Annotated in this window: 22 protein-coding genes; 8 read left to right on the top strand and 14 right to left on the bottom strand. The window is 71.3% G+C overall.

Going from position 1 to position 24,691, the window contains the following annotated elements; all coding sequences use genetic code 11:
* The first annotated feature begins 479 nt into the window (after nt 1-479).
* Complete coding sequence (locus FV234_RS15645) at nt 480-722, top strand: hypothetical protein (RefSeq protein WP_147830298.1); 243 nt, start codon at nt 480-482, stop codon at nt 720-722.
* 9 nt (nt 723-731) lie between these two features.
* On the opposite strand, the gene FV234_RS15650 is transcribed toward FV234_RS15645, so the two are convergent.
* Nucleotides 732-2,222, bottom strand: coding sequence for an amidase (locus tag FV234_RS15650; protein WP_187273703.1), 1,491 nt, complete (start codon nt 2,220-2,222; stop codon nt 732-734).
* Between the two features lie 315 nt (nt 2,223-2,537).
* On the bottom strand, nt 2,538-3,059 hold the full coding sequence (locus FV234_RS15655; protein ID WP_147751283.1) for a DUF2244 domain-containing protein: 522 nt from the start codon (nt 3,057-3,059) through the stop codon (nt 2,538-2,540).
* A 20-nt stretch (nt 3,060-3,079) separates the two neighbouring features.
* On the opposite strand from FV234_RS15655, the gene nth reads away from it, so the two are divergent.
* Entirely contained in the window at nt 3,080-3,808 is a 729-nt protein-coding gene (gene nth, locus FV234_RS15660) for an endonuclease III (RefSeq protein WP_147830302.1), read from the top strand.
* Between the two features lie 392 nt (nt 3,809-4,200).
* Nucleotides 4,201-4,995, top strand: coding sequence for a phosphoribosylaminoimidazolesuccinocarboxamide synthase (gene purC / locus FV234_RS15665; protein ID WP_147728905.1), 795 nt, complete (start codon nt 4,201-4,203; stop codon nt 4,993-4,995).
* Here the strand turns inward: purC and FV234_RS26715 are convergent.
* From FV234_RS26715 to FV234_RS15685, 4 genes are all read right to left on the bottom strand, one after another.
* A complete protein-coding gene (locus FV234_RS26715; RefSeq protein WP_246686211.1) occupies nt 4,943-6,688 on the bottom strand; it encodes a glycosyltransferase in 1,746 nt (581 codons plus the stop codon). The genes purC and FV234_RS26715 overlap by 53 nt on opposite strands.
* A gap of 2 nt (nt 6,689-6,690) precedes the next feature.
* Nucleotides 6,691-8,688: a glycosyltransferase gene (locus FV234_RS15675; protein WP_246686212.1), complete on the bottom strand. Its 1,998-nt coding sequence runs from the start codon at nt 8,686-8,688 to the stop codon at nt 6,691-6,693.
* A 70-nt stretch (nt 8,689-8,758) separates the two neighbouring features.
* The gene (locus tag FV234_RS15680; protein WP_238272672.1) at nt 8,759-9,412 is read right to left on the bottom strand and encodes a hypothetical protein; all 654 of its coding nucleotides are present in this window, start codon (nt 9,410-9,412) and stop codon (nt 8,759-8,761) included.
* Between the two features lie 17 nt (nt 9,413-9,429).
* Nucleotides 9,430-9,933, bottom strand: coding sequence for an invasion associated locus B family protein (locus FV234_RS15685; RefSeq protein ID WP_238272676.1), 504 nt, complete (start codon nt 9,931-9,933; stop codon nt 9,430-9,432).
* Nucleotides 9,934-10,267: 334 nt separating this feature from the next.
* On the opposite strand from FV234_RS15685, the gene FV234_RS15690 reads away from it, so the two are divergent.
* On the top strand, nt 10,268-10,642 hold the full coding sequence (locus tag FV234_RS15690) for a hypothetical protein (protein WP_147751280.1): 375 nt from the start codon (nt 10,268-10,270) through the stop codon (nt 10,640-10,642).
* 96 nt (nt 10,643-10,738) lie between these two features.
* On the opposite strand, the gene FV234_RS15695 is transcribed toward FV234_RS15690, so the two are convergent.
* The 3 genes from FV234_RS15695 to FV234_RS15705 all read right to left on the bottom strand — a co-directional run bounded on the left by FV234_RS15695 (nt 10,739) and on the right by FV234_RS15705 (nt 13,619).
* Nucleotides 10,739-11,470, bottom strand: a complete 732-nt coding sequence (locus tag FV234_RS15695) for a SprT family zinc-dependent metalloprotease (RefSeq protein WP_147830304.1) — start codon at nt 11,468-11,470, stop codon at nt 10,739-10,741.
* A 68-nt stretch (nt 11,471-11,538) separates the two neighbouring features.
* Complete coding sequence (phaZ, locus tag FV234_RS15700) at nt 11,539-12,813, bottom strand: polyhydroxyalkanoate depolymerase (RefSeq protein ID WP_147830344.1); 1,275 nt, start codon at nt 12,811-12,813, stop codon at nt 11,539-11,541.
* A 188-nt stretch (nt 12,814-13,001) separates the two neighbouring features.
* Nucleotides 13,002-13,619, bottom strand: a complete 618-nt coding sequence (locus FV234_RS15705; RefSeq protein ID WP_147751278.1) for a YqgE/AlgH family protein — start codon at nt 13,617-13,619, stop codon at nt 13,002-13,004.
* A gap of 276 nt (nt 13,620-13,895) precedes the next feature.
* Here FV234_RS15705 and FV234_RS15710 point away from each other — a divergent pair, with 276 nt between their 5' ends.
* Together FV234_RS15710 and FV234_RS15715 are read left to right on the top strand one after the other, a co-directional pair.
* The gene (locus FV234_RS15710) at nt 13,896-14,378 is read left to right on the top strand and encodes a peroxiredoxin (protein WP_147751277.1); all 483 of its coding nucleotides are present in this window, start codon (nt 13,896-13,898) and stop codon (nt 14,376-14,378) included.
* 97 nt (nt 14,379-14,475) lie between these two features.
* Nucleotides 14,476-15,117: a DedA family protein gene (locus FV234_RS15715; protein WP_147751276.1), complete on the top strand. Its 642-nt coding sequence runs from the start codon at nt 14,476-14,478 to the stop codon at nt 15,115-15,117.
* A 15-nt stretch (nt 15,118-15,132) separates the two neighbouring features.
* Here the strand turns inward: FV234_RS15715 and rnhA are convergent, their stop codons facing one another.
* The 5 genes from rnhA to FV234_RS15740 all read right to left on the bottom strand — a co-directional run bounded on the left by rnhA (nt 15,133) and on the right by FV234_RS15740 (nt 20,884).
* The gene (rnhA, locus tag FV234_RS15720; protein WP_147830306.1) at nt 15,133-15,603 is read right to left on the bottom strand and encodes a ribonuclease HI; all 471 of its coding nucleotides are present in this window, start codon (nt 15,601-15,603) and stop codon (nt 15,133-15,135) included.
* Complete coding sequence (locus FV234_RS15725) at nt 15,600-16,565, bottom strand: homoserine kinase (RefSeq protein ID WP_147830308.1); 966 nt, start codon at nt 16,563-16,565, stop codon at nt 15,600-15,602. The genes rnhA and FV234_RS15725 overlap by 4 nt, the downstream gene beginning before the upstream one ends.
* Nucleotides 16,566-16,678: 113 nt before the next feature.
* The gene (ispH, locus tag FV234_RS15730) at nt 16,679-17,686 is read right to left on the bottom strand and encodes a 4-hydroxy-3-methylbut-2-enyl diphosphate reductase (RefSeq protein ID WP_147751273.1); all 1,008 of its coding nucleotides are present in this window, start codon (nt 17,684-17,686) and stop codon (nt 16,679-16,681) included.
* Between the two features lie 285 nt (nt 17,687-17,971).
* Nucleotides 17,972-18,904 (bottom strand): cytochrome c oxidase assembly factor Coa1 family protein, encoded by a 933-nt coding sequence (locus FV234_RS15735; protein WP_147751272.1) that lies wholly within the window; start codon nt 18,902-18,904, stop codon nt 17,972-17,974.
* Nucleotides 18,905-19,195: 291 nt separating this feature from the next.
* A complete protein-coding gene (locus tag FV234_RS15740) occupies nt 19,196-20,884 on the bottom strand; it encodes an MCP four helix bundle domain-containing protein (RefSeq protein ID WP_147830310.1) in 1,689 nt (562 codons plus the stop codon).
* A gap of 311 nt (nt 20,885-21,195) precedes the next feature.
* On the opposite strand from FV234_RS15740, the gene FV234_RS15745 reads away from it, so the two are divergent.
* Entirely contained in the window at nt 21,196-23,226 is a 2,031-nt protein-coding gene (locus FV234_RS15745) for a monovalent cation:proton antiporter-2 (CPA2) family protein (protein ID WP_147830312.1), read from the top strand.
* A 4-nt stretch (nt 23,227-23,230) separates the two neighbouring features.
* Complete coding sequence (locus FV234_RS15750) at nt 23,231-24,670, top strand: MATE family efflux transporter (RefSeq protein WP_238272678.1); 1,440 nt, start codon at nt 23,231-23,233, stop codon at nt 24,668-24,670.
* Nucleotides 24,671-24,691: the final 21 nt, after the last annotated feature.

Below are 24,691 nucleotides of genomic sequence, written 5' to 3' on the forward strand. Positions count from 1 at the left end.
AATCCAGGGCTATCAACCCCAAACCACCTTGCCCGTCTTGGAGAACCGTGATACCGAACCAACCACTCGGTGGTCCGCCTCAGCGGTGGGAGGCGTCTAAGCCCACCTAAATCCCCTGTCAACCCCGAACCCGGCACCAAGGCCAGACCCGAAACCGACAACACCGCCGACACAAACACCAGGCCACCCGGCTCACGCCAGCTGCCCCTTCGCTCGTCATGTCGGTGGTCCCGAACCAGAACCGCGTCGCCGCCGCCCCCGTTCGATGAACAGGGGTATACGGACACCCACGCAGCCCGTCAACAGGCGAAATGGAACTTTTGCGGATTTTCACGACACAGACATGACAGAGACTGGAAGGCGGCCCCGAGGCGAACAGCGACGCCCTTCCATGACCCGGGGGGCATCCGCGTCGCGGAACGATCCGCCCCCCGATCCGTAGAACCGCGTCGCCACGGGGGCGGCACGGAGCATGCGCGATGGCGATCAAGGCCTTGAACGACCGCAAGAAGCTGTCGAACGACTTCAACGAGGCCAACGACGCCTTCATCGATGCGGTGCTGACCGCGCTGAAGGCCGACGAGATGCCTCTGGAGCTGGCGCGCGCCTACCTCGCCCACCCGGTGGCGATGATGCATTCGGACGGGGCGCAGGCGGTGGCCAACTACTTCGACCGCATTCTGGCGCAGCGCCCGCGGATCGACTGGACGCCGGGCGAGTAAGGCGATCGCTCAGAGCGCAGGCGGGGAGAAGCCGCCGAAGCTCGCCTCGAGATGGCGGCCGAGCGCCAGGGCGACGTCCTCGCGCCACGGATGGGCCGCCACCTGCAGGCCGATCGGCATCCCCTCCGGCGAGGTCCCGACGCGGACCGCCACCGCCGGCCAACCGGTGAGGTTGTGGTTCTGGGCATAGCCCGCCCCCCGTTGCAGCACCGGATCGAAGCTGGTGCCGTGCGGCGGCGCCACGTAGGGTAGAACCGGGGAGAGCACCGCATCGTAGCCGTGCAGGAACGCGAGCTGCGCGTTGCGGAACGCGTCCCAGCGGTTGAACGCCGCCAGCGCCGCGGTGATGTCGGGCATGGCCGGGGCCGCGCGCGAGTTCAGCGACTGCTCGAACAGCGGGGAGATCCGGTCGGTGCCGATCGATCTCAGGAAGGCGCGGGTGCCGGCGCCGCCGTCGCCCCGGGTCATGTCGTAGTAGATGGCAGCCGCCTTGTCCGCGTCCGGCAGGCGACGCTCCTCGACAGCGAGGCCCGCCTCCGCGAAGGCCCGCGCCGCCGAGCGGATCGCGGCGGCGATCTCCGGGGTCGGGGCGGAGGCGCCGTCGTCGTCGAAGTAGGCGAGCTTCATTCCGCGCAGGACGACCGCGCGGGGATCGCGCAGGGGCATGTCGACGATGGTGTAGTCGGAAAAATCCGGCCCGGCGACGACGGGCAGCGCCAGCGCGAGGTCGTCGACGCGACGGGCGATCAGGCTGACGTGGAACACGCTGTTGCGCGCGCCCATCGGCCGGGGGAACTGCCCGGTGCGCGGAATGCGGCCGGAGGTCGGCTTCAGGGCGGCGAGGCCGCAATAATGCGCCGGCACGCGGATGCTGCCGCCGGCATCGGTGCCGAGGCCGAGGGGCGAACCGCCGGCGGCGACGATCGCCGCCTCGCCGCCGCTGCTTCCGCCCGGGGTGCGGGCGAGGTCGTAGGGGTTGTTGGTGCGGCCGTAGACCAGGTTGTCGGTCTCCAGCGCGCCGGCGAGCTCCGGTACGTTGGTCTTGCCCAGCACGATCGCGCCGGCCGCGCGGAGGCGGGCCACCGCGGTGGCGTCGGCCTTCGGCACGAAGCCGGCGCGGCCGAGCGTGCCGCCGGTGCAGATTACGCCCGCGGTCTCCAGCGTGTCCTTGATCGTGACCGGCACGCCGTGGAGGGGTTTTGGTGCCTCGCCCCGCGCCAGGGCAGCGTCGGCGGCGGCGGCCTCGCGGCGGGCTGACTCCGCCGTGACCTGGACGACGGCGTTGAGCCGCGGGTTGACCGCGGCGATGCGGGCGAGATGCGCCTCCACCACCTCGACCGCACTGTAGCGCCGGCTGCGAATCGCCTCGGCCAGCTCGCCCGCCGAGGCGGCGGTGATGGCGTTCGCCTCGGTCCCACGGGCGGGCGACGCCGCGACGGCCGCAGCCGTCGCGATGCCGCCGAGCAGGGTGCGCCGGTCGATGGTGGGGGTGTCGTGCACGTGCGCCCTCCGCTCAGGTGTGAGGACCGAGGCATCTTCCGTGCCGACGAGGCCGGGAATGACAGGTGGTGCCGCGCATCCCCTCTCCCCGCATGCGGGGAGAGGCCCGCACGGACCTCGTCGTCCGTGCGGGGAGCGAAGGCGAAGCCGAAGCGGCGGTGAGGGGGAGGTGGCGGACTTGGCTCTTCCGGCCAAGCCCCCTCACCTTCGGCTACCGCCTCGCTTTGCCGACGACGAGATCGGCAAAGCCCTCTCCCCGCACGCGGGGAGAAGGGGTGCACCTTAGTTTGGGTGATGCGTCGTCGGTTCCTTCCGTCAGTACCCCTTCTTCACCTGCGCGAGCGCCCCGGTGAGGCCGCGGGCGATGCGGGCGCGCTCGTCGGGCGATGCGTCGCGGGCGACGACCACGTATTCCCGGCGCGAGACCAGGGTCAGGCGCTGCAGCCCGTATTCCTCGTCCTCGACCTGGGTGAGCTTGGTCCAGAGCGGGTTGAAGCGCCATTGGTGGCGCTCGCCGCGGTGGCTGACGCGGGTGAGCAGGATTTCGAGCTGCGAGATCATCACCTCCTCGAAGGAGCGGCCGCGGCGGAAGCTGACCTTGAGCGCGGCGTAGATCGCCAGCATGTCGAGTCCGAAGAAACCGGCGATCGGCCAGAAGCCCATGCGCCAGCACCACACCGAGATCACCAGGGAGACCAGGCAGCAGCCGGTCATCACCACCTTGAAGCCGACGCGGCTGAGGGATTGGGCCGGCCGGATGGTAGCCGAGAAGACCGGCTGGTCGATGGTGTCGGGATCGAGGCCGTCCGGGTGGACGTGGAGGTTGCCGCTCGCCATGGGGCCAATATAACCCGACGATGCCAGCCAGGAAGCCGCCCGCCGTGAAGAAAGCCGCGATCGGGGCCACGCTCGCCCGACCGATCGTCGCACGCGCCACCCGCGCGCCCGAGCCCGTCGGGCCGGAGACCCTCGTCGAGATCTTCTCCCGCCTGCGGGCGGCCGACCCGGAGCCGCGGGCCGAGCTCGAATTCCTCAACCCCTACACGCTGCTCGTGGCGGTGGTGCTGTCGGCCCAGGCGACCGATGTCGGCGTGAACCGCGCGACCGGGCCGCTCTTCGCCGTCGCCGACAACCCGGAGGCGATGCTGGCGCTGGGCGAGGAGCAGGTGCGCGGGTTCATCCGCACGATCGGGCTGTTCAACACCAAGGCGAAGAACGTCGTCGCGCTCTCGCGCATCCTGGTGGAGCAGCACGGCGGCGCGGTGCCGCGCAGCCAGGCCGAGCTGCAGGTGCTGCCCGGCGTCGGCGCCAAGACCGCGAGCGTGGTGCTCAACGTCGCCTTCGGCGAGCCGCGCATCGCCGTCGACACCCACATCTTCCGCGTGGCCAACCGCATCCCCCTGGTGGTGGCCGCCACCACCGACAAGGTCCAGGCCGGGCTGGAGGCGCTGGTGCCGGAGCCCTTCCGGCTCAACGCCCACCATTGGCTGATCCTGTTCGGGCGCTACGTCTGCAAGGCGCGCAAGCCCGATTGCCCGCGCTGCCCGATCGCCGACCTGTGCTGCTACCCGGACAAGACGGTGTGAGGGCGGCCCGCGGCTCTATCGTCCAGAGGGAGTGGGAACCCGCGCTTTTACCTTTCCTCTACCGTGATCGAACTTTCGCATCCGTGGGCGACGGCATCGAAGGAGTCGCTCGAAACGCCGACCGTCTCCCTGTCCCGAACGGGAGAAGGGACTGGCGCCCGCTTCGGTACCCGCGGAGCTCGACGAAACCGGCGGCCTTTCCGGGGAAGTGAAGAGCGCACGGCGCGTATCCCCCACCCGGCTAACGCGTTGTGCTGCCAACGCGCTTCGGGTAGTTTGCGGCACGGCCGCCGGAGTTCTGGAGTCATGACTTGTGCCCGCGGCCCGACCTCTCGCGAGGTCTGAACGCCGCGGAATCCGCGCACGTCACGTCGCCCAGGAGCCACGGCCCGATGGACTTCCTCAAACCACGGTACACGCCTATGAACCGCCGCCGTCGCATCTACGAGGGCAAGGCGAAGGTCCTCTACGAGGGTCCGGAGCCGGGAACGCTCATCCAGCACTTCAAGGACGACGCGACCGCCTTCAACGCGAAGAAGCACGAGATCATCGACGGCAAGGGCGTGCTGAACAATCGGATCTCGGAATTCGTCTTCCAGCACCTCAACGACATCGGCGTGCCGACCCATTTCATTCGCCGGCTCAACATGCGCGAGCAGCTGATCCGCGAAGTCGAGATCATCCCGCTCGAGGTGGTGGTGCGCAACGTCGCCGCCGGCTCGCTGGCGACGCGGCTGGGCCTCGAGGAAGGCACGCAGCTGCCGCGCTCGATCATCGAGTTCTATTACAAGAACGACGCGCTCAACGACCCGATGGTCTCCGAGGAGCACATCACCGCGTTCGGCTGGGCCACGCCCCAGGAGATCGACGACATCATGGCGCTGGCGATCCGCGTCAACGACTTCCTGTCTGGCCTGTTCCTCGGCGTCGGCATCCGCCTCGTCGACTTCAAGATCGAGACCGGCCGCCTGTGGGAAGGCGACATGATGCGCATCGTCGTCGCCGACGAGATCTCCCCGGATTCATGCCGCCTGTGGGACATCAAGTCCGCGGACAAGCTCGACAAGGATCGGTTCCGCAAGGACCTCGGGGGGCTGATCGAGGCCTACACCGAGGTCGCCAAGCGTCTCGGCATCATGTCGGAGAACGAGAAGGTCCAGACCGGCGGACCGCGCTTGGTCCAGTAGGCCGGTCGAACCATCCCGCGCGCAGCCGCGCGTGGGTCGAAAGGTTCGGGTCGAAGGCCGGATGATAATGGGGGTCCTGCGCCAGCAGCGGCCCCCATCGCATTTGAAATGCCGCGACCTCGCGGGCGTGGCGGCTTTCGGCCTCCTGCGAGCGCTTCCGGCTCGCCCCCTCGTGGTGATGCAGCACCGCGCCCGGCGCCACCAGCGTGCGATGGCCGGCCGCATTCAGGCGCAGGCATAGGTCGACGTCGTTGAAGTCCACCGCGAAGTGCTCGGCGTCGAAGCCGCCGACCGCGCGGAATTTCCGCGCCTCGACCACGAGGCACGCGGCGGTGACGGCCGACACCGCGTGCGTCGCCTGGAGGCGCATCCCGTAGCCGGGGGCGGCGCCCGGAAAGTGCCGGTGCGCGTGGGTCGCCAGCCCGCCGGTGCCGAGCACGATGCCGCCGTGCTGGATCCGCCCCGCCCCGTCGAGCAGCTTGGCGCCGACCGCGCCGACCTCCGGCCGCAGCGCCTCGCGCACCATCCGCCCGAGCCAGCCCGGCGCGAAGGCCTCGACGTCGTTGTTGACGAAGGCGAGCACCGCGCCCTGCGCCAGGGCGGCGGCGGCGTTGTTCATGCCGGCGAAGTCGAAGGGGCCGGGGCAGTCGACGATGCGCACCCCCTCCCCTTCCAGGATGCGGAAATAGGCCCGCGTCTCGGGCGCGCCGCTGTCGTTGTCGGCGACCAGGATCTCGAGGTTCGGCCAACCGGTCTGCGTGCGCAGGCTTTCCAGGCAGGGCCGCAGCAAATCGACCCGGTCGCGGGTCGGCACGATCACGCTGACGAGCGGGAGCGGGTCGGGCAGCGGATGCAGGACGACGACGACGCCGTCGGGTTCGCGCGCGAGTTCCGTCTCGGCCCGCCCGGTGCGGTCGAGGTGGCGGCGGAGGATCGCGAGACGCCGATCCAGCGAATGCTCCTTCTGCGGACTCGATGTTTCCACCTCGCCGACCGGCCCCCTCTCCCGTCCGGGAGGGGGTTGGGGTGAGAGGTGCGACCGCGCCGGAAAAACCTGGTCCCTCACCCTGTCCCTCTCCCGGACGGGAGAGGGGACCCGCGCCGGGCTTCGGACACCGGCGTCGCCCACATCCGCCCCGATTTGAACCGACGCGATCCCCGGCAGGTGCCCGATCGCGCCGACGCCGTAGCGCTCGGCGATGCGCAGCACGGCCTCCCGCGCAGAGATCTCCGCATCCGCGCCGGCGATCTGCAAAAAGCTCGTTCGGCGCAGCGCCAGCACTGGGCCGAGCCAGTCGACGGCCATCAGGTAGTCCGCATCGAAGGCCGGGCGCAGCAGCGGGAACACCGGCCCCCCGGGCGTCGGCTGGATCAGCGCGTCGCCGTAGAGCGCGTGCAGGCTGGGATCGGCGGCGAAGGCGTCGGCGAAGGTTCGGCACGCGCCCGCGACGAGGGTATGGCCCGGCGCGGTGAGCACGCGCAGGTCGGGCTCGTCCGTCGCCTCGCGTTCGATCGGGAAGCGGTCGAGGATGGCGGCCGGCAGCGCCAGTTGGTGGTCGATCCCGACGAGGGCGGCGAGGCGCTGCCGAGCGCGCAGGCGCCGGCCGGTCAGCCGCGCCCAGAGGATGTCGAGGGTCCGCTGCGGGTGACGTGCCAGGGTGGCGACGATGCCGGGGGGCCTTGCGCGCGCCATGGCTATTCCAGGTCCTCGCCGAAGGTCGTGAGCGACAGGCCTGGATGGTAGTACGGGTCGTGCCGGATCGCGTCGCGCCAGCGCTCGGCGAACCGGGCGGCCTCCTGTTCGAATCGGACGCGTTTAACCCCGACCGAAGGGCCGCGGCTCACCGATTCGAGATGGGCCAGGGTCGCTGCCGGCGTCCACATCGTCTTGCGTCCGGTGGCTTCGAGGCGGAGGCAGAAATCCACGTCGTTGAAGTCGACCGGGAACGCCTCCGCGTCGAAGCCGCCGACGGCGAGGTAGTTTTCCCGTGAAACAGCGAGGCACGCGGCGGTGACCGCCAAGACCTCGTGCGCGACGCGCAGGCGCCCGAGATGCCCTGCGGTGTCGCCCGGGCGCTTGCGCAGGATGTGCCCGGCCCGGCCGCCGAGCCCGACGACGACGCCGGCATGTTGCAGCGTGCCGTCGGCGTAGAGCAGCTTGGCCCCGACCGCACCGACTTTAGGCCGCAGCGCCTGCCTCACCATCGCGTCGAGCCAATCGGGGCGCAGCACCGCCACGTCGTTGTTGAGCAGGACGACGACCGACCCGGTCGCGGCGGCGACCCCGGCGTTGACCATCGCCGAGAAGTTGAACGGCGCGTCGTAGGCCACGATCGTCACTCGCGGATCGCGCCGGAGCGCGTCGTAATGCGCGAGCACGGCCGGATCGGTCGAGCCGTTGTCGACGATCACGCATTCGATCGCGGGATAGGCGGTCTCGTGCAGCACGCCGCGGCAGACCCGTTCGATCAGGTCGAGCCGATCGCGCGACGGGATCACGATGCTGATGCGTGGCGCTGGATCGGGCAGCGGCCAGAGCAGGTCGACCACGCGATCGCGGATCAAAGGCTCGGCGACAGCGGTCCGATGCTGGATGAGCAAATCGGCGCGCGCGACCGCATCCGGGTCGGCGCCGACCGTCTCGGCCAGCACGCGCGGCAAGTGTGCCACGCCGGCCGCGGCCTGCCCGAGCATCAGGTCGAGGGCGAGGGGAAAGGTTTCCCTCGGCCCGACCGGACCATCCGGCAGCCGCGCGAGCAGGGCCGGCGCAGCGAGCCAGGGCCGGCCCTGGTAGCCGGTGACGCGCGCGAGGTCGGGGCTCCAATCGGGCTTCAGCCGCGGGGCGCCGTCGCGCAACTCGTCGGCATAGATCAAGTCGGCCTGCCCGATTTCAGTGGCGAGCAAGCCCAGCGCCTCCGATACGAGGCGGTCTCCGGCGCGGAGGAGGCAGAGGGAGGCGTCCCCGACGAGATCGCGAAGGCTGCGGTCGTCCCGCCACGGCGCGTGCGCGATTCGGGGGTCGTCGAGCGTGGCTTGGTGGGGGGCCTCATGCAGGACGACGGCGCGCCAGCCGGGATGGCTCTGCGCCCGCAGGCTACCGAGCGTCGCAGCGAGGCTTTTGGAATCCGCATCCGCCAGGACGAGCACGCGGATCGCCATTGGATCGCGGGTCCCCTCTCCCGTTCGGGAGAGGGGGTCGGTCGCGGCAGCCGCGTTCCGTCGGTCCATGCCGCCACGGGGTTCGGGCAGCGGTGCGGCCCGCTCCGCCGCCCAATCCGAATACCGTGCGCGCGGCGTCACCGCGCAGGTGCCGCGGAGGGTGTCGCGGTAGCGGCGTTCGTCGCCGCGCAGGCCTTCGTAGAGCGCGGAGATTCCGCGCAAGGGCTTGGTCGCCAGGGCCTGCAGGAACAGGCTCGCCGTGCTGCGGCGCCCGACGCGCTCCAGCACGAAGCCGGGTTCGGCGGCGAGGTGGATCTCGCACAGGTCGTCCGGCAGCAGACCGAGCCAGTGGGCGTAGGCCTGTGTGACGCCGGGCAGCACCACGTCCTCGACGCCCTCCGCTCGGACCAAGCGAAGCATCGGCCGGCGCGGGCGAGTCGTCGGCGGTTCGCGATAGGTGAGGACGATCCAGCCGCCGCCCGCCATCTCCGGCAGCACCAGGCGCAGGTCGAAGACCGGGTCGGCGGCCGGCACGAGGCGGAACGGGGTCGCGCGCCCGAGGCGGGCGGTCAGGCGCGGAACGGGCCGTGTCCCGGCTGCGGCCTCACTGCGCGGCGCCCGCCTCGACGGGGGCTTCGGACGTCGTCGCTTGAGACGGCGCCGCGGCCACCGGGGCGCGGCGGCGAGGTTTCGGCTTCGTCGGCGCCTTCGGGGCGCCGCCCAGGCCGACCACGATCTCGTAGTCGGCGCTCATCGCCGCGGGGACGGGGATGTCGTCCTCCACCATCGAGGTGAAGCCCTGCGCCTCGCCGGGGCCGACCACCACCGCGACGCGGCGGGTGCGCGTGGTGACGGTCTTGTCGTCGTGCTTGATCGCGATGGTGAAGGGCACGTCGAACCGGCCCGCCGCGCCGGAGGGACCGAGCAGGACGCGCGCCTCGACGCCGACCTTGACGGAGATCGACCCGTCCGCGCGCCGGGTGCATTCGCGGGCGACGCGCCCGAGGGAGACCTGGCTGCGGATGCCGGCCGCCGTGGCGCCAGGCGGGTTGGTCAGCGCGGCGCCGCCCTCCGGCACGTCGACGGTCGGGCAATAGGCCGCCTCGAGTTCCTTGGGCTGCGACGGGGGCACGGTGGTGCCGCCGTACTTGAACAGGTTGGAGAAGACGTTGCCCTCCTCGGCGCCCGCCGGCGCCGCGCCGAGCGCCAAGACGAGCCCGCAAAGCGCCGCTCGTCCGATCCCCAAAGCCCCGATCATGCCGCGCCTCCCGATGGTCACTTCAGGCTGTCGAACCCGGCGGCGAAGCCCTTCATCGACAGCGGGATGCCAACGCCCTCTTCCGGCGTCTGGAACACGATGAAGGTCGCCTGCGTGCCGGCCTTGAACTGGCGCACGAGGCCCTCGTCCATCACCACCTCGGCGACACAGCCGGTGGTGAGGCAGCGCACGAAGCCGGCGCGGCCGACATCGGTCTGGTCGATCTTCAGCCCGAGCCCGGAGGGCAGCAGCACGCCGAGCGGCGCCACCACGCGGAGCAGGTAGCCGCGGTTGTCGGCGGTTTTCAGCACGATCACGACGAGGGTGAGGTTCGGCCGGTCCTCGGCGGCGAGGTACTGCACCATGGCGCATTGCTCGGCCTTGGCCCCGGCCGGCGTCTCGCAGCGCAGCTGCCAATCCTCGAAGGTCTTGCGCACCATCCCCTGCGCCTGAGCCGCCCCGCCCAGGCCGGCGAAGAATCCGGCACCGAGCAAGCCGGCGGCGAGGGCCGCGGATGCCAGGCCCAAGGCCGGGCGCCGGACGCGATCGAAACTCCTCCCGAAACTCCTGCGCAGCCGCACGGACGATCCCTTCACGAGCGTACCCCAAACCCGCCGCGGGCGGGGCCTTGCCGAAAACCCGGGTGTTCCGACCATGCGGGGGCCGGCGCTGTCAAGCGAGGCACACGCGCAGGCGCGGCATTCGAGGGAAGCCGACACTCGGTTCGGTCCGCGGAGCCGTCGAACACGCGGGACCCGGCCTTCCGCGGACCAAATGTTGCCGCAATGCGCTATCCCCCGAATGCGGCGCGGCCTAGATATCGCTGCGATGCATCACCACACGAGAGCCGGCGCCATGCGTGTCCTCGCCCTGACCGTCCTGCTGCTCGGCGCCTCCGGCGTCGCCGCGACGGCCGAGCCGCTTCCCATCGGCGAGACGACCTATGTCGAGCGCTCGCTCAACCACGACGGCCTGCTCACGGTGGAACACCCGCCGGTGGAGCGGAATCCCTACGGCCGCCGCAACGGCAACGCCGCCATCGCCGGCTTCTGCCGCGAGGGCGGCCTGGTCCGCCGCCGCGACGAATACGGCAACCCGATCATCGTCCGCCAGCGCGAGCTCTGCGACAGCGTCGCCCCCCGCACCCTGGCCCCCGGCGAGGTCGACCCGCGCCCGACCTGGCCGGCGGAACGGGTCTCCCGCGAGCGGGTGCTGCGCTCGAAGGGCTGAGGGGCGCTGCCTTCGATACTGCGGCCGAGGGCGTCATGACTTCTCGCGACGCATCCCTCCCCCCTCTGCGCGGGAGGGAATGTTCCGCTTACGCCCTCACCCGTAGCGATGCAGCGCCGTGCCGTTGCGCTTGAGCCAAGCTTCCGCCGCGTCGACCTCGGGGCAGAGCTGGCCCAGCAGGGTCCAGAACCGGGCCGAGTGGTTCATTTCGCGCAAGTGCGCCATCTCGTGGGCGACGAGGTAGTCGAGCACGAAGGGCGGTGCGAGGATCAGGCGCCAGGAGAAGTTGAGGGCGCCGCCCGCGGTGCAGGAGCCCCAGCGGCTGCGCGTGTCGCGCACGGTGATCCGCACCGGCCCCTGGCCGAGCTTGGCGGTGTAGTGCGTCACCGCGCGCGCGAGGTCGGCCCGCACTGCCTCGTCGAGGAAGGCCCGCACCCGGCGGGCGACGTGCTCGGGGCCGCACGAGACCGAGAGCGTGGGCTCGGCCGCTTCCTCGATCCGGGTGATGCCGCTGCGCGAGCCCCGCCGCACGATCCGGTGCGGCACGCCGCGCAAGGGCACCATCGCGCCTTCCGCGAGCGGCACCCGTTCGGGCACGCGGGCGAGGCGGGCGGCGATCCAGCCGCCGTGACTCACGGCGAAACGCTGCGCCGTGCTGATCGCGCTGCGGGCCGGCAGGGTGATCACCACCTCGCCGGTCGCGGCCGAGACGCGCAGCGTCAGGCGCCGCGCGGTCGGGCGCCGGCGCACCGCGATGCGATAGGTCTCGCCCGCGTGGACGATGTCGAGATGGTCGGGATCGGGGCGTCGCAGCAGCGCGAAGGGCATGGAGACAGTCTAGCTCCGCCGCCCCCGCCCCTAAAGAGCGAAGGCGACAGATTCTTGCGGTCGTCCGCTCAGCTCGCGAGCCGCAGCGGCCGCTCGGCGGCGGGCAGCCCCTGCATCTCGCGCACGAAGGCGGCGATGCGTGGGGCGATGACCGTGCGGTAGCGCGAGCCGTTGAACACGCCGTAATGCCCGACGCCCGGCTGCAGGTGGTAGGCCTTGCGCTCGGCCGCCAAGTTCGGCGTCAGGTCGAGGGCGGCGAGCGTCTGGCCGACGCCGGAGATGTCGTCGTTCTCGCCCTCCACCGCGAGGATCGCGCAGCTTCGGATCGCCGTCAGGTCGACCGGGACGCTGTGGTGGCGCATCGTGCCCTTGGGCAGGTCGTGGTTCACGAACACCGTCTCGACGGTCTGGAGGTAGAACTCGGCCGTCAGGTCCATCACCGCCAGGTACTCGTCGTAGAACGCGCGGTGCTTCTCGGCCGAGTCGCCGTCGCCCTTCACGAGGTGGTCGAACATGTCGGAATGGGCGTCCCTGTGCCGGTCGAGGTTCATCGCCATGAACCCCGCCAGCTGCAGGAAGCCGGGATAGACCGCCCGGAACGCGCCCGGGTGGATCGGCGGCACGTAGGAGATGGTGTTCGATTCGAACCACGCCTGCCCGCGCTCCTGCGCCATGCAGTTCACGGCGGTGGGCGAGCGGCGGGTGTCGATCGGCCCGCCCATCAGGGTCATCGAGACCGGCACGCCGGGGTCTCCGGCCGCCTCCATCACCGCCACCGCGGCGAGCACCGGAACCGCCGGCTGGCACACGGCCATGACGTGGAGGTCCGGCCCGAGGGCGGCGAAGATCGCCTTGCAGTAGTCGATGTAGCTGTCGAGATCGAACCGCCCGGCGAGCAGCGGCACCATGCGCGCATCCGACCAGTCGGTGATGAAGACGTCGTGGTTCGGCAGCATCGCCTCGACGGTGCCGCGCAGCAGCGTGGCGTAGTGCCCCGACATCGGCGCCACCACGAGGAGCTTGGGCTGCGGCTCGGCCGGCGGGTTGGCGAAGGCGCGCTCGAACGCGATCACCCGGCAGAACGGCCGCTCCCACACCACCCGCTCGGTCACCCGCACGGCGACGCCGTCGACGACCGTCTCGGACAACCCGAAGGCCGGCTTGCCGTAGCGGCGGGTGGCGCGCTCGAACATCTCGCACCCGGCCACCATCGAGCGGGCATAGGGAGAGTAGGAGAGCGGGTTGGCCGGGTTCTGCAGACCGAACCACGCCATGTCGGCGGCCATGCGCGCCGGCGCCATCATGTACCGTATGCCCTCGAAGGCAGTGTAGGCGAGATCCATTCGAGCCATGGGAACGCTCCTTCACCCGGACGTCGACGTGGGGCGTCGCAGGCAACCACCTTACCACGGCGATGGTTCCGGGTAAGGCCGGCTGCGCAGACGTGCCGACGGTCGCGCGAGCGTGATGCGATCGGTGTCAGCGCGGACGCGTTCGCTGTCGTCGCCCCAGCGGATCGACCGGCGCGCCCTCAGGCCCGCCCGGCGCTCACCGAGAGCATGGCCGGGTCGATGCCGTTGCCGCGCAGCGCCCGGTCGTACTTGCCGGCCAGATCCGCGTGGAAGATCAGGTCCGGGTCGGCCGGGCAGTTGAGCCAGCCGTTGGCCATGATCTCGCTCTCGAGCTGGCCCGCCTGCCAGCCGGCATAGCCCAGCGCCAGCACGGCGCTGGCCGGCCCGTCGCCGGCCGCGATCGCGCGCAGGATCTCGACGGTGGCGGTGAGGCAGATGCCGTCGTCGATGATCAGCGTCGACTGGTCGATGTGGAAGTCGTCGGTGTGGAGCACGAAGCCGCGCTTGCCCTCGACCGGGCCGCCCATCAGCACCGGCATGTGGCCGACCCGCTCGCGCAGGCGGATCGCGTCGGCCTCGCCCGCCACGTCGAGCTGCACCAGCAGGTCGGGCATCGACAGGTCGGTCACCGGCTTGTTGACGATGATGCCCATGGCGCCGTCGGCCGAGTGCGCGCAGACGTAGATGACGGATCGGGCGAAGCGCGCATCCGCCATCCCCGGCATCGCCACGAGGAACTGGCCGTCGAGGTAGGCGGGATCGCTGGAAGCGGGCGTCGGTGTCGAAGGCCTGGGCATCCCCGCATGCTACGCTCAGCCCCCCCGATGTCCAGCGGACAAAACGCCGTGCAGCCCCGGCCTCGCGGGCGCGCGGACGGCCGCGTCTCGCTCGACAGCCCCGGCGGGCCGCGCTAGGTCACCGGCCATCCGAAGCGGTGCCGTCCCGCGACGCGCCGGCGCCGTTCCGGGTCGCATCGCGACGGGGAACGGCACCAAGCTCTTCTCGTGACGTGCGTCCTTCGCCGAACCGGCGTTCCCTTCGGCGGACCGCACTTTAGTAAGGAACGTTCAGCCATGACGATTCAGGTCGGCGATCATCTGCCCCAGGCCACCTTCCGCATCACCGGCCCCGAGGGCCCCCTGGCCAAGACCACCGACGACGTGTTCAAGGGCCGCCGCGTCGTGCTGGTCGGCGTGCCGGGCGCCTTCACCCCGAGCTGCCACCGCAACCACCTGCCTGGCTTCGTCGCCAACAAGGACGCGCTCCTCGCCCGCGGCGTCGACGCCATCGCCGTCACCTCGGTCAACGACGTGTTCGTGCTCGAAGCGTGGTCGAAGGCCAGCGGCGCGGAAGGGCTCGAGTTCCTGGCCGACGGAAACGGCGACTTCGCCAAGGGCCTCGGCCTCGAGATGGACGGCAGCGGCTTCGGCCTCGGCCTCCGCTCCAAGCGCTACGCGATGCTGGTCGAAGACGGCGTGGTGCGCGTGCTCAACGTCGAGGAATCGCCCTCGAAGGCCGACACCTCGAGCGCTGAAGCGCTGCTCAAGGTGATCTGAACCCAAGGGTTCGGTCGGACGGGGGCGCGGCGGACCCGCGCCCTCGAATGGCCACCTTCCCGTTGCGAATTGCGGCCCGTCCAACCTCAGGGGCCGCATGTCCTTCCTGCACGAACTGCCGATCGCCGACCTGATCGCCTCCTACGGCTACGTCGCGATCTTCGTCATCATCACCCTTGAGAGCGCCGGCGTGCCGATGCCGGGCGAGACGGTGCTGATCTCTTCGGCGGTCTACGCCGGCACCACCGGCAACCTCAACATCGCGCTGATCATCGCCGCCGCCGCGGCCGCCGCGATCATCGGCGACAACCTCGGCTACTGGGTCGGCCGGCGCTGGGGCATGCCGCTGCTGCTGCGCTACGGCCGCCTGATCGCCCTCGACCACGGCCGACTCAAGCTCGGGCAGTACCTGTTCCGCGAGCATGGCGGGAAGATCGTGTTCTTCGGCCGCTTCACCGCGATGCTGCGGGCCTACGCGGCGCTGCTCGCCGGGGTGAACCGGCTCGACGCCCGCCGCTTCATGCTGTTCAACGGGCTCGGCGGCCTCACCTGGGCGACCGCGATGGGCCTCGGCTCGTACTATTGCGGCCGCTCGATCGAGACCATCGCCGGCCCCGTCGGGCTGGCGCTGCTGGCCGTGGTGATCTTCGGCGGCCTGGCCCTGTGGCTGTTCGTGCGCCGCCACGAGACGCGGCTGCTGGCCGAAGCCGAGCGCGCGATCCCCGGCCCCCTCGCCTGAGCGGCGGCGAGCCGTTCAGCGCCTGGTCTTGAACGGCGCCATCGCGGCCACCGCGAGGGCGTCGACGCGGTTGTTCAGCGGGTCGCTGGAGTGGCCCTTGACCCAGTGCCACTCGACCGCGTGCCGGGTGCGGGCCTCGTCGATGCGGCGCCACAGGTCCTCGTTCTTCACCGGCTTCTTGTCGGCGGTTCGCCAGCCGCGCGCCTTCCAGCCGTGGATCCAGGTGGTGACGCCCTGGCGCAGGTACTGCGAGTCGGTGAACACGTCGACGCGGCAGGGCCGCTTGAGCGCTTCCAGCGCCTCGATCGCGGCGAGCAGCTCCATGCGGTTGTTGGTGGTGTGCGCCTCGCCTCCCGAGATCTCGCGGCGCGTGTCGCCGTAGATCAGGATCGCGCCCCAGCCGCCGGGGCCGGGATTCCCGGAGCAGGCCCCGTCCGTGTAGATCTTCACCCGGGTGGGGGCCTCGTCGGTCGCCGCCTCGCTCATCGCGTCCACCCGTAGGCGGCGGCATCCCGGGCCTGCCGGTGGAAGGTCAGGCGGCGATCGTACTCGCGCGGGTCCTTCGGCTGGACCAGGGCGCCCGGCGGCACGTTCAGCCAGTCGACCAGCCGGGTCAGCATGAAGCGGAGCGCGGCACCGCGGCACAGGATCGGCAGGGCCTCGACCTCCGCCGGCTCCAGCGGGCGCACCGCCTCGTAGCCGGCGATCAGCGCCGCGCCCATGTCGCGGTGGTAGGTGCCGTCAGGGGAGAAGCACCAGGCGTTGAGGCAGATCGCGAGGTCGTAGGCGAAGGCATCCGTGCAGGCGAAGTAGAAGTCGATCAGCCCCGACAGCCCGTCGCCGATGAAGAACACGTTGTCGGTGAACAGGTCCGCATGGATCACGCCGCCGGGCAGGTTCGCGGGCCACGCGGCCTCGAGCCAGGCGAGGTCGTCGCGGGTGCGCGCGGCGAGGCCGGCCGAGACCACGTCGGCCTGGCTCGCCGCCTGGTCGAAGAGCGGGCGCCAGGCGCCGACCGAAAGGCTGTTGTCGCGGCGCATGCCGAAGTCGGCGCCGGCGGCGTGGAGCCGCGCCAGCGCCTGGCCGAGCTCGGCGCAGTGATGCGCGGTCGGCGCCTTGACCGAGACCCCGTCGAGGAAGCTGACGATCGCCGCCGGGCGGTCGCAGAGGGTGCCGAGCGCCGTGCCGTCGCGGTTTCGGACCGGCTGCGGGCAGGCGAGCCCGCGGGTCGCCAAGTGCTCCATCAGGTTGATGAAGAACGGGAGGTCGCCGGCCCGCACCCGCTTCTCGTACAGGGTGAGGATGTAGGCGCCGCCGGTGGTGTGCAGGAAGAAGTTGGTGTTCTCGACGCCTTCCGCGATGCCCTTGTAGGAGAGCAGCCCGCCGATCTCGTAGTCGGCGAGGAAGTCGGTCAAAGCCGCGTCGGATACCTCGGTGTAGACGGCCACGGCGCTTCTTTTCTGACGATCTTCAGGTCAATCGGCACACGACGATGTGTCCCGCCGGCTCGAGCCGGCGGGACGGGCGGATGATCGCACCCGCCACCCAAAGTCGCAAAAACCTACTCGGCGGCTTCGCTGCGAAGCTCGCGCGGCAGCGGGAAGACCATGTCCTCGACCACCGTCTGCACCGTGTCGACCGTCACCGTGTAGCGGGCGGCGAAGGCGTCGATGATCTCCTCCACCAGCACCTCGGGGGCCGAGGCGCCGGCGGTGAGGCCGAGCTTGGTGATGCCCTCGAAGGCCGGCCAGTCGATCTCCTCGGCGCGGAGAACGAGGCGGGTGATCGGGCAGCCGACGCGCTCGGCGACCTCGCGCAGGCGCTGCGAGTTCGAGGAGTTCGAGGAGCCGACGACGATCAGCGCGTCGACCAGCGGTGCGATCTGCTTTACCGCCTCCTGGCGGTTGGTGGTGGCGTAGCAGATGTCGTCCTTGTGCGGCCCGGTGATGGTCGGGAATTTTTGCTTCAAGGCCGCGACGATGTGGAGGGTGTCGTCCACCGAAAGCGTGGTCTGCGTCACCCAAGCGAGATTGTTGGGATTCTCGGGGGTCAGCGCCGCGATCTGCTCCAGGTCCTCGACCAGGGTGATCGAGCCCTTGGGCAGCTGGCCCATGGTGCCGACGACCTCCGGGTGGCCGGAATGGCCGACGAGGAGCACGTGGCGGCCGCGCTTGTGGTGGATCTCGGCCTCGCGGTGGACCTTGGTCACCAGCGGGCAGGTGGCGTCGATGGTGATCAGGCCGCGGTTGTCGGCGTTGGCCGGCACGGTCTTCGCGACGCCGTGCGCGGAAAAGATCACCGGCGCCTCGCCGTCGGGGACCTCGTCGAGCTCGCGCACGAACACCGCGCCTTTGCGCTTCAGGCTCTCGACCACGTACTTGTTGTGCACGATCTCGTGGCGGACGTAGACCGGCGGCCCGTAGATCGCGAGCGCGCGCTCGACCACGTCGATCGCCCGCACCACGCCGGCGCAGAAGCCGCGGGGGGCCGCGAGCAGGATCTCCAGCGGCGGCTTGACCGTTGCGGTGGCCCCGTCTGAGGCGGTGTCGAGATTCGTGATGGCGCTCATGATCCGGGATGTGGCGAGGGGAGACCCGCCCTGTCAACCGGGCGGCCGCGGCAAACCCACCGCGTGGTCGAACCGTGTAGCACGTTTGCCGGCGCGGGAGACCCCCGCGGGCGACGGTTCGTCTGCGCGGGTTTTTCGGGCGGAGGTGAGCGCTAGCAGGAGCCGCCGACGTCACCTCTTCCCTTCCCCGGCAGTGGGGGAGGGAAGAGGTGGTGTCCTCGTCTGCACGATGCGTGAAGCTGGCAGCCCCTGAGAGAAGGCGCCACCGGTGCGCCCCGCGATCCGTCAGGGGGCGACGGTGAAGGTCGCCGACTTCGGCGGGATGCCGTCGCCGGAAACGGTGACCCGGTATCGGCCGGCCTGCCAGCCGTCCTTGAAGGTGACGGTGAAGCTGATCAAGTTCTTCGCGACGTCGTCGAGGACGACCTTACTCTGGTAGAACGTGTCGTCCGCCTCGCCGCCCGCCGCCTTCAGCTTGGTCCAGTCCGCGACCAGGGTGGTGCCGGCCGGCACGCCGGACGGGGTGAACTGGAGCAGCACCGCCTCCTCGCCCGCCTTGAAGGTAGTCTTGGCCTCGCCGGCGTTCGAGGTTTTCAAGCGCAGGTCGACCACGTTCGCCTCGGGGCGGGCAAGGTCGAGGGCCTGCTCCTGGCCGGCGGGCGTCAGGCGCAGGCCCGTGAGCCGCCACATGTCGGCGTCGCGCACGGCCTTCACGAACACCTTGCCGTCTCCCTTCGGCCCGGTGGCGGTGAAAGTCAGGTCGGCGCTGCCGTCGCCCTTGCCGTCGTCGGTCTTGATCGAGCCGCCCGCGCTGCCGGCGGTGATCGGGGCGCCCAGGCGCTCGATCGCCTGCGGGCTGGCCTGCAGCCGCACTACCGCGAGCTTGTAGGGCTCGGACTCGTTCAGCAGGGTGCTGACGCCGAGGACGACGCCCAGGATCAGGAGGCCGAACAGGGCGAGCGAGCCGACCATCGCCACGACGCCCCAGATCGCCCATGTCCGCTGGACCCGCTGGAAATGCTCGACGCTGGTCCAGCGCCCGTTCCGCCACGCCCAGGCGCTGCCCTTCGCGCCGAGCACGAACGGCATCACGAAGCCGACGAACGGCGCGAACACCAGGAGCGCCAGGAAGGTGTTGTTGCCCAGGCCCCAGATCCAGTTGAGCAGGAAGGCGCCCCAGTTCCAGCGGTCGAGTTCCGGCGGGATCTCCCGCGGCAAGCCGAGTCCCGGGGCCGATCCGGGCAAAGGCGCGGCGGAACCGGGCGCGGGGGCAGCGGGGGGCAGGGTCGCGGTCGACATGGTCCAAGTCCGGGAGCTCGATCGAACGTGTCCGGCCCGCGCGCCCCGACGACCCGGGTGCGAGCTCAGGCCGCACCGTCCTGATAGCGGCCGATCGCGGGTCCCGCCCGGGGGAGGACTTGGCCCTCCGTCCCGCTTTCGTATCCGCGCGTCCCGAATCCCGGAATTCGAGGCGCGCCCGGCGCCGTTCGGGCTCCCTATGCCCTCGTCTCAGGCGGCCCGCAGCGAGGCGAGCATGCGGCCCATCTCGGCGTCGAGGTGCTCGGACTGGCGCGACAGCTCGGTGGCCGAGATCAGCACCTGGGAGGCCGCCGCGCCGGTCTCGTCGGCCGCCGCCGCGAGTCCGCCGACGTTGGCCGTCACCGCCCCCGTCCCGGACGCCGCCTCGCTGACGTTGCGCACGATCTCCTGCGTCGCCGCGCCCTGCTCCTCCACCGCCGCAGCGATCGAGGCCGAAACCCCGGAGATCTCGCGGATCCGGCCGGCGATGGCGTCGATCGCCGCGACCGCCTGACGGGTCGAGGCCTGCATCCGCCCGATCTGGCCGCCGATCTCGTCGGTGGCCCGCGCCGTCTGCGCGGCGAGTTCCTTCACCTCCGTGGCCACCACCGCGAAGCCGCGGCCGGCTTCGCCCGCGCGCGCCGCCTCGATCGTGGCGTTCAGGGCCAGCAGGTTGGTCTGGCCGGCGATCGACGAGATCATCGCCACCACGTCGCCGATCCGGGACGCCGCCTCGCTCAGCTCCTGCACCACGGCCGCCGTCTGCGCGGCCTCGGCCACGGCACCCTGCGCCAGCGCCGACGAGCCGCCGACCTGCCGCCCGATCTCCAGCACCGACGCGCCGAGCTCCTCGGCGGCGGCCGCCACGGTGTTGACGTTGGAGGCCGCCTCCTCGGCGGCCATCGCCACCGTCGTCGATTGCGAGGCCGTCTGCGTCGCGGTCGCGGTCATGCTCTGCGCCGTCGCCTGCAGCTCGGTCGCCGCCGCGGTCACGGTGGCGACGATGCCGCCCACCGAGCGCTCGAAGGTGTCGGCCATCTGGCGCATCGCGTCCTTGCGCTGCGCCTCGGCGCCGGCCCGCGCCAGGGCGGTGTCGGCCTCCAGCGCGCGCATCCGCAGCAGCGCGTCCTTGAACACCTGCACCGCGTCGGCGACGCGACCCATCTCGGTGCGGGTGCCCTGGAGCGGGATCGCCACGCCGAGGTCGCCCTCGGCCAGGGCCTGCATCGGCCGCACGACGCGGTCGATCCCGCGCCCGACGCCGACGGTCAGCAGCACCGCCATCGCGACCGCGAGGGCCAGAGCCGCCCCGAGGGCGGCCACGATCCAGAACCGGGTGCGCTCGACGGAGACCACGGCGGCGGCCTCCGCCCGCGCCGCGCCCTCGGCGTTGAGCGCGATGATCTTCTCCAGCGTGATCGAGGCCTTGCGGCGGGTCTCGATCCCCTTCGACTGGTACACCGCCAGCGCCTCGGCCTTCTCGCCGGCGCGCGAGTGGGCGAGGATCGGGGCCTCGGTCGCCGTGAAGGCGCGCCAGTCCCGCACGAAGGCCTCGTAAAGCGCCCGCTCCTCGGGGGAGGTGATGTTGCGCGCGTAGGTCGCGATCGCCGCGTCGATCGTCTGGTTGCGCTGGGCGATGTCGGCATCGATCGCGGCCAGCGCCTTCGGCTCGGTCGTCAGCATGTGGCGCAGCAGGCTGGTGGTGTAGCGGCCGGTCAGGGCGTCGACGACGCCGGCATCCCGCACGCTCGGCAGCCAGTTCGTCTGCACGTCCACCAGCAGCCCGTTGACGCTCGAGACGCCGACGAGGCCGAGCATGCCGAGCCCGAGCAGGAACGCGGTCAACGTCGCGAAGGCGGCGACGAGCTTGGCACGGATCGAGAGGATTTTCAGCGACACGACGGACTCCGGGAATATTGTCTTCAGCGGATCATGCTCCCCCGAACATTGCCCTCCTCAGGTCTAGGGGCGCAGCGTTAACGAATACAAAAGTTCAACCGCAAACTGCAGCTGCGCCGCAGGGACGGGATTCCGCGCAGCGCCCGCCTCTAAGGTCGCGCCGTCGCCCCCGCAACGCCGCGCCGTGGGCCGGCCGGGTGACGAACGGCACGCGCAAAGCCCTCGCGCCTCCGCGCCGACCGCGGTAAGGGCAGGACGTCTAGTCCAAGACCTCCCACCCAAGACCTCCCGTCCTCGCGATCAGGCACTTCATGGCGAGCCCGGCCGAACATGCGAGCTTCCTGCCGCCGGTGCTGACGTTCCTGTCGGCGGCGGTGATCGGCGTGCCGATCTTCCGGCTGCTGGGGCAGAGCGCGGTGCTCGGCTACCTCGTGGCCGGCGTTCTGATCGGCCCGTCCGGCCTGTCGCTGATCGCCGAGCCGGAGACGGCGGCGAGCGTCGCCGAGATCGGCGTGGTGCTGCTGCTGTTCATCGTCGGGCTGGAGCTGCATCTGTCGCAGCTCGTCTCGATGCGCCGCGACATCTTCGGGCTCGGCACGGCGCAGCTCGTCGTCTGCGCGATCGTGCTCGGGGGCCTCGGCGTGCTGTTCGGCGCGGCGCCCAGCGCCAGCGGGATCATCGGCATCACGCTCGCGCTCTCGGCCACCGCGGTGGCGCTGCAGCTGCTGGAGGAGCGCGGCGACCTCGGCACCGCCTACGGCAGCCGCGCCTTCGCGGTGCTGCTGTTCCAGGACATCGCGGTCGTCGGCATCCTCGCGGTGATGCCGCTGCTGGCGTCCGCCGGCGGCGGCAGCGGCGCGCCCTGGCTCGGGGACGCCGCACTCTCCACGGGCAAGGCGCTGGCGGCGATCGTCGCCGTCGTGCTCGTCGGCCGCTACGGCCTGAACCGGTTCTTCCGCCTGCTCGCCGCGAGCGGCGCCCGCGAGGTGATGACGGCGGCCGCACTCCTGGTGGTGCTCGGCACCGCGCTGCTGATGCAGGAGGTCGGCCTGTCGATGGCGATGGGCGCGTTCCTGGCCGGCATCCTGCTCTCGGAATCGAACTTCCGCCACCAGCTCGAGGCCGACATCGAGCCGTTCCGCGGCATGCTGCTCGGCCTGTTCTTCATGAGCGTCGGCATGTCGATCGACGGGGAGCTGGTGCGCGCGGTCTGGCCGCTCCTGTTCGGGGCGACGCTGGCCGCGATCCTGGTCAAGGTCGCCCTCGTGGCCGGGCTGTTCCGCCTGTTCGGCTCGACCTGGCTCGACGCGGTGCGCGGCGCCGCGATCCTGGCGCCGGCCGGCGAGTTCGCCTTCGTGCTGCTGCCGCTCGCGGGCTCCCTGGGGCTCACCGACGCCACCGCGACGCGCTTCGCGGTGGCGCTGGCCGCGCTCACGATGCTGATCGGCCCGGTGGCGGCCAAGGGCCTCGACAAGGCCCTCGACGTCGTCCGCGCCCGCCGCGGCGGCGAGGCGCTGCCGGCGACGGACGTGGTCGAGAGCGCGGAGGCGCGCGTGCTGGTGATCGGCTTCGGCCGGTTCGGGCAGATCCTGACGCAGGTTCTGCTCGCCGAGGGCGTCGGCGTGACCGTGATCGACAAGGACGTGGAGCAGATCCGTTCGGCCTCGCGCTTCGGCTTCCGGATCTACTACGGCGACGGCACGCGCCTCGACGTGCTGCGCGCCGCCGGCATCGGCCGGGTCGACCTCGTCTGCCTGTGCCTCGACGACGCGGAGGCGAGCCTGAAGATCGTCGACATCGTCCACGAGGAGTTCGAGTCGGTGCGCACCTACGTCCGCGCCTACGACCGGATGCACGCCGTGGAGCTGATGAACCGCGACGTGGACTACGTCGTCCGCGAGACCGCCGAATCCGCCCTCGCCTTCGGCCGCGCCACCCTGGAGGGCCTCGGGCTGTCCTCCGCCGACGCCGCGGCGCGGGTCGAGGACGTCCGCAAGCGCGACGTCGCCCGCCTCGTGCTGCAGCAGGCCGGCGCGTTGCCCGAGGGCGGCGGCTGGATGCGCGGCATCGGGGTGGCCGAGATGAAGCCCGAGCCGCTCACCGCCCCGCAGCGCCCCGCCCGCGCGCTCAGCGCCGAGACCCGCGACATCATCGGCAACGACCGCCGCGAAGCCGCCGGCCGCATGCTCGACCGCCCGCCGACGGAGACCGCCGAGGCCCGGGCCGAGCGCGAGGCCGAAGCCGAGGCGCAGGCCGAGGCCGACGCCCGCGCGGAGGCGGAGGCTCAGGCCGAACGCGCGCTCCGGACCCCGGCGATGGAGGTTCAGAACGGTGAGCGGTGAGACCCTGGTCCCTCCCCCCTCCACGGGGGAAGCGGGCCCGCCGGCACCCGAATCCGGGCGCTTCGTCACCGGCTCGATCTTGCGCCACGTGGTGGTGATGAGCGCGACCGGCTCGATCGGGCTGATGGCGGTGTTCGTCGTCGACCTGTTATCGCTGCTCTACGTGTCGAAGCTCGGCGACACCAACCTCACCGCCGCGGTGGGCTTCGCCGCGATCGTCCAGTTCTTCGCCATCGCGATCAACATCGGGCTGATGATCGCCGCCGGCGCGCTGGTCAGCCGCGCGATCGGCGCTGGCGACGGCGCGGGCGCGCGGCGGATCGCGACCTCGGCGACGCTGCTCGGGATCGCGGCTTCCGCCCTCCTCGTCGCGCTCCTGCTGCCGCTCTCGGACCCACTGCTGCGGGCGATCGGGGCGGAGGGCGAGACGCTGCGGGTGGCCGAGCGCTTCCTCTGGATCGCCCTGCCCTCCAACGTGCTGATGGGCCCCGGCATGATGTTCTCGGGCCTGCTGCGGGCGGTGGGCGCGGCGCGCCAGGCGATGTTCGTGACGCTGGGCGGCGCACTGGTGACGGTGGGCCTCGATCCGCTGCTGATCTTCGGGGCCGGGCTCGGGGTCGACGGGGCGGCGATCACCACCTGCGTGGCGCGCGCCACCTTCGCGCTGGTCGGCTGGCACGGGGTGCGGCAGCACCGGATGCTCGCCGCCCCGCGCCTCGCCGAGACGCTCGCCGACGCGTCGCTGGTGTTCAAGATCGCCTTGCCGGCGGTGCTCACCAACCTCGCGCCCTCGGTGGCCAGCGCCTTCCTCGCCCACGTGCTCGCCCGATACGGCGCGGTGGCGGTGGCGGCCAACGTGGTGATCGACCGCCTGACGCCGGTTGCTTTCGGCGGGCTGTTCGCGCTGTCGGGCTCGATCGGGCCGATCCTCGGACAGAACTGGGGCGCCGGCCGCTTCGACCGGATGCGCGGCGTGCTTCGCGACGGGGCACTGGTCACGTTTCTCTACAGCGCGATCGTCTGGGCGGCCCTGGTGCTCGCCCGCGGCCCGCTGATGCGGCTGTTCGAACTCGACGGGGTGGCCGCCGACCTGTTCGGGTTCTTCTGCTTCGTCAGCGGCGGGGTGTGGTTCTTCAACGGGCTGCTGTTCCTCGCCAACGCCTCGTTCAACAACCTCGGCTTCCCGTTCCGCTCGACCCTGCTCAACTGGGGCCGGGCGACCCTGGGCACGATGCCGCCGGCGCTCGCGGGCGCCGCGTTGTACGGCCCGCGCGGCGTCCTCGCCGGCGTCGGAATCGGCTCCCTCGCCTTCGGCGTGGCCGGCATCCTCATGGCCGTCCGCACCGTGACGCTGCTCGAGCGCGACGCCGTCGCGCCCGTGCGCGCGCCCGATCCCGAGGCGGCGATGGCCGCGGGGCCCGCGCAGGGCGGCGCGCTGGTCTAGTTTTCACGCGATCCGCGGTGG

Origin of the sequence: Methylobacterium sp. WL8, from assembly GCF_008040045.1 — a bacterium.
Classification (GTDB): domain Bacteria; phylum Pseudomonadota; class Alphaproteobacteria; order Rhizobiales; family Beijerinckiaceae; genus Methylobacterium; species Methylobacterium cerastii.

Excerpts from the sequence above, each read along its gene's own strand:
- FV234_RS15680 (WP_238272672.1), bottom strand. The coding sequence starts at position 9,412 with ATGATCGGGGCTTTGGGGATCGGACGAGCGGCGCTTTGCGGGCTCGTC.
- FV234_RS15690 (WP_147751280.1), top strand. The coding sequence starts at position 10,268 with ATGCGTGTCCTCGCCCTGACCGTCCTGCTGCTCGGCGCCTCCGGCGTC.
- FV234_RS15745 (WP_147830312.1), top strand. The coding sequence starts at position 21,196 with ATGGCGAGCCCGGCCGAACATGCGAGCTTCCTGCCGCCGGTGCTGACG.
- phaZ (WP_147830344.1), bottom strand. The coding sequence starts at position 12,813 with ATGGATCTCGCCTACACTGCCTTCGAGGGCATACGGTACATGATGGCG.
- FV234_RS15645 (WP_147830298.1), top strand. The coding sequence starts at position 480 with ATGGCGATCAAGGCCTTGAACGACCGCAAGAAGCTGTCGAACGACTTC.
- ispH (WP_147751273.1), bottom strand. The coding sequence starts at position 17,686 with ATGAGCGCCATCACGAATCTCGACACCGCCTCAGACGGGGCCACCGCA.
- nth (WP_147830302.1), top strand. The coding sequence starts at position 3,080 with ATGCCAGCCAGGAAGCCGCCCGCCGTGAAGAAAGCCGCGATCGGGGCC.
- rnhA (WP_147830306.1), bottom strand. The coding sequence starts at position 15,603 with ATGAGCGAGGCGGCGACCGACGAGGCCCCCACCCGGGTGAAGATCTAC.
- FV234_RS15655 (WP_147751283.1), bottom strand. The coding sequence starts at position 3,059 with ATGGCGAGCGGCAACCTCCACGTCCACCCGGACGGCCTCGATCCCGAC.
- FV234_RS15715 (WP_147751276.1), top strand. The coding sequence starts at position 14,476 with ATGTCCTTCCTGCACGAACTGCCGATCGCCGACCTGATCGCCTCCTAC.
- FV234_RS15710 (WP_147751277.1), top strand. The coding sequence starts at position 13,896 with ATGACGATTCAGGTCGGCGATCATCTGCCCCAGGCCACCTTCCGCATC.
- FV234_RS15695 (WP_147830304.1), bottom strand. The coding sequence starts at position 11,470 with ATGCCCTTCGCGCTGCTGCGACGCCCCGATCCCGACCATCTCGACATC.
- FV234_RS26715 (WP_246686211.1), bottom strand. The coding sequence starts at position 6,688 with ATGGCGCGCGCAAGGCCCCCCGGCATCGTCGCCACCCTGGCACGTCAC.
- FV234_RS15705 (WP_147751278.1), bottom strand. The coding sequence starts at position 13,619 with ATGCCCAGGCCTTCGACACCGACGCCCGCTTCCAGCGATCCCGCCTAC.
- purC (WP_147728905.1), top strand. The coding sequence starts at position 4,201 with ATGGACTTCCTCAAACCACGGTACACGCCTATGAACCGCCGCCGTCGC.